Below are 3609 nucleotides of genomic sequence, written 5' to 3' on the forward strand. Positions count from 1 at the left end.
AATGGAAATTTTTTCTTTCTTCCAGACATCGATAATTTTTTGGCGAAAATCTACGGAATAGGGTCTCATAGGAAGCTGGTAAGTTCTATTATTTGTCTATTTGCTTTCCATTGTACCTCATAGCTCCAAGAATTGCTATATATCCAGTATAAGAGTGATAGACTCACAGCAGAGAAGCTTCAGAAGGTTTTACAAGGCAAGGGGATTCTTGCTGCTGGAATTCAACAAGTGAACGGAATTAAGAACAACGATATTCGATATGCCAATTCTTCAGATCGATCACTTGCAGAGAATTTGCGTGATTTCTTGAAGACCGAGAAAGACATTCAGATTAAAGACATTCAGATTGAGGACAAAAATTTAATAGATTTATCAACTAAAGGCTATAAAGTTCCACCTGGGCAACTTGAAATCTGGCTTAAAGATTAAAATTTGATTCATTTAGAGGAGGATAAAAACAATGTGAATATATCTAAAAATTGGCAGGTAAGGTCATGACTAAACAAGCATTTTTAGTGAGAATTAACGACTATTAAGAAATTAGTAAATTGAGGGGTTACATCATCAATAATGTAAGCAATAGGCGGAATGTTCTCAAAACCTCGACCTGATATTATCCTGAGACTAAAAGTCTTTCTGATTAATAAAAGCAAGCTGTGATCGGGTGATAATTTTTAGAGATGTCCACTTTTGGTTCCACACTGTGAACAAAACATTGTTTTCTCCTGAGAGCAGATTTTCCGTGGACTCACTAAATATTTTTACTCAAGCCTTTAGTTAGCTAAGGCAATACTAGCAATTAATAGATCGGCTCTACCAATTTGGCATAATTTAGAAATACCCTGTAACTTACCGTTCATCAATAACTGAAATTTAAGCATAGATGCGATCCTCGATCGCCACCGATTGCAGAAGTCTTTCCACGATAGCTTTAGCTTGACGACCGTGACTAGGAATCAGACGATGGCAGAAGACGTAGGGAGTAATCAGCTTAACATCATCGGGGATAGCATAATCGCGACCTTCGAGGAAAGCGTAAGCTTGAACTGCTTTTTGCAGAACCACACAACCCCGGGGACTGACTCCTAAACTAATATCTTCATGATCACGGGTAGCGCGGACTAAATCGACGATATATTGCTGTAAAGTGGGAGCTACCTTGACCAGACTGACTAATCTTTGCAATTCTCCCACCTGTTCTAGGGAAATACAAGCTTCTAGGGATTTAACCGCCTCTTGAGAATGCTGTCTTTGTAACATTTTTAATTCTTCTGTGGCGCTGGGATAACCCAAACTCAGGCAAACGGCAAAACGGTCCATTTGTGCTTCTGGAAGCGGAAAAGTGCCTTGATATTCGATCGGATTTTGGGTGGCGATAACAAAGAAAGGTTGGGGGACCGGCCGCGCTTCTCCATCGATGGTAACTTGTTTTTCTTCCATGACTTCTAGAAGTGCCGATTGGGTGCGCGGGGTGGCCCGGTTGATTTCATCGGCCAACAGGACGTTAGCAAAAGCGGGGCCGGGGATAAATTCAAATTCGCGACTGTTGGGGTTCCAAATCGTGGTTCCCGTGATATCACTAGGGAGGAGGTCAGGGGTGCATTGTACCCGTTGGAAACGACCGTTAATTGAACGCGCTAAGGATTTGGCTAACAGGGTTTTGCCGACTCCGGGGACATCTTCGAGGAGAGCGTGACCACCACTGAGCAAAGCCACCAGCACAATGCGAATCGATTCGGTTTGGCCAACGATGCTCTGGCTCAAATTTTCCATCAAAATATCAATAGCGTCTCTCATAGTACAAATGGGGGATTTTGTCAAGAAGATTAATGTTAAGTTTTTTTGATCTTAACGATTCTTTTCCTAATTTGCCCAAACTAGCGAGAAAATTTGACAGACAATGGCGGGAAATTTTCTGCTAGGGAGCTAATCGGGGTTAGGGTGGCGAGCAGGGAGAAAATTAGTTAAGAATTGTTGCCAGTGGGCGAAATCAAGATTTTAAGTCGGTTCAGTACGGTAAAATCGAGGATAATTTCTCTTAATCAGTGAAGATGAAAGCCAGTTCGCTCGTTTTTAGTCTTGTTTTAGGAATCGCTGCCAGTACATTAATCAACCTGAAAACCATCAAAAGTCAGGCGTTAGCGGGTCAATTACCACCGTCTCAAGGCATTGTTACCCTAGGATTAGCGCGAGAAGTAGCTGATTGGATCGATTCCCTCGATTCTCCTTTATTGAAAGCGGTAGGTAAAGTGGAAAGAGAATACCAAAAATATTAGCAGTTGTCGGTGACAGAAGTTAGAATTAATCGAGAGCGATCGCAGTCTATCTCGATCTGATTTTTTAATCGATCGAGAGAATTAAATTTCTGTTCTGGTCGCAGGAATTGCACTAAATCCATCGTTAAAATGCGATCATATACATAGCCCGACCAATCCAATAAATGGATTTCCACACTGATAGTTTTTCCCTCGATCGTGGGACGATAACCGATATTCATAACTGCCGGTAAGCGAGAACCATCAAGATGCACCCAACCGCAATAAACCCCGAATCGCGGCAATAATTTATCGGGGGGAACCTGTAGATTAGCGGTATGAAAACCTAATGTTCTGCCCAGCTGTTGCCCGACGACCACGCGACCGGTTAAGCTATAGGGACGACCTAACATTTGCCCAGCTTGCTCAACGTTTCCTGCTGCCAAAGCTTGACGAATTAGGGAACTACTAATCCGACCCGCCCCACAGTTTTTTAAACCAACAATCTCGACTTTAATATTAAATTGAGAGGCGATCTGTAATAAATCTTCGGCTGTACCTTGACGACGATAACCGAAGTGAAAATCTTGACCAACACTGATCGATTTAGCCTGTAATTTTTCTACTAAAATCTGTTTGATAAAAGCCAAGGGAGTCAGGGAAGCTAATTGAGCAGAGAAAGGCAGTAAAACTAATTGTTTAACGCCTAAATTCTCTAAAACCTCCACCTTTTCCCCTAGAGGAGTTAATAATTGCCATTTTTCTCCCGTAAAAAATTCACGCGGGTGGGGAGTAAAACTAACAACGGTGGGATAAGCGGGGCCATCCTGAAAAATTGGCTGTAGGACGGTTTGATGACCTAGGTGCAAACCATCAAAGTTACCAAGAGCGATCGCACAAGGGGCTAAAATACGGGTATTAGGGGAATCTACAATCCACACGCTGGCTCTAAGAACAGATACAAGAGAATAGTTCAAGCGATTAATCTTGAGTGTAGCCTTTTGATTCTATATCAATCGGGCGATCAAGCCAAAAAAACGCCCCCAATTACTTGGAGTCCTTTGGAAGCTTTAGCAAATTGAACGTGAACGATCCCGGTGCGATCGGCCCGGAATTCCCAATTAATTGCACCAGAAAGATGAGGGAAACAAGCATTCATCGAAAATTTTGGGTCTGAAACCCCGTCGTTCTACGACGGCTTTACTGTTAAATATTAGCACATTTACGAAATATATGCTAGAATGTGAGACATGGAAAGAGCCTATTCGTTTCGATTTTACCCCACACCAACACAAGAGTCGCTATTGCGGCGCACATTGGGCTGTGTAAGATTAGTTTACAACAAAGCTCTCCA

At 42.3% G+C, this 3609-nt stretch carries 6 protein-coding genes; 3 read left to right on the forward strand and 3 right to left on the reverse strand.

Annotated features, from left to right (window positions below; all coding sequences use genetic code 11):
- The first annotated feature begins 132 nt into the window (after positions 1 to 132).
- Positions 133 to 429 (forward strand): hypothetical protein, encoded by a 297-nt coding sequence (locus IM477_RS12460; protein WP_287731981.1) that lies wholly within the window; start codon positions 133 to 135, stop codon positions 427 to 429.
- Between the two features lie 444 nt (positions 430 to 873).
- Here IM477_RS12460 and IM477_RS12465 read toward each other — a convergent pair whose 3' ends face one another.
- Positions 874 to 1797, reverse strand: a complete 924-nt coding sequence (locus tag IM477_RS12465) for an AAA family ATPase (protein ID WP_287731982.1) — start codon at positions 1795 to 1797, stop codon at positions 874 to 876.
- Positions 1798 to 2051: 254 nt separating this feature from the next.
- Between IM477_RS12465 and IM477_RS12470 the strand changes: the two genes are divergently transcribed.
- Positions 2052 to 2276 carry a hypothetical protein gene (locus tag IM477_RS12470; RefSeq protein WP_149987530.1) on the forward strand — a complete coding sequence of 75 codons (225 nt, stop codon included), beginning with the start codon at positions 2052 to 2054 and terminating at the stop codon, positions 2274 to 2276.
- Here the strand turns inward: IM477_RS12470 and IM477_RS12475 are convergent.
- On the reverse strand, positions 2273 to 3196 hold the full coding sequence (locus IM477_RS12475; protein ID WP_287731984.1) for a bifunctional riboflavin kinase/FAD synthetase: 924 nt from the start codon (positions 3194 to 3196) through the stop codon (positions 2273 to 2275). The two genes, IM477_RS12470 and IM477_RS12475, sit on opposite strands and share 4 nt — an antisense overlap.
- Positions 3197 to 3279: 83 nt before the next feature.
- Entirely contained in the window at positions 3280 to 3414 is a 135-nt protein-coding gene (locus IM477_RS12480) for a hypothetical protein (protein WP_287731987.1), read from the reverse strand.
- 91 nt (positions 3415 to 3505) lie between these two features.
- Between IM477_RS12480 and IM477_RS12485 the strand changes: the two genes are divergently transcribed.
- A partial coding sequence (locus tag IM477_RS12485; protein ID WP_287731989.1) for a helix-turn-helix domain-containing protein occupies positions 3506 to 3609 on the forward strand: 104 nt, incomplete at its 3' end.

It is taken from the genome of Microcystis sp. M090S1, from assembly GCF_020246295.1.
Classification (GTDB): Bacteria; Cyanobacteriota; Cyanobacteriia; order Cyanobacteriales; family Microcystaceae; genus Microcystis; species Microcystis aeruginosa.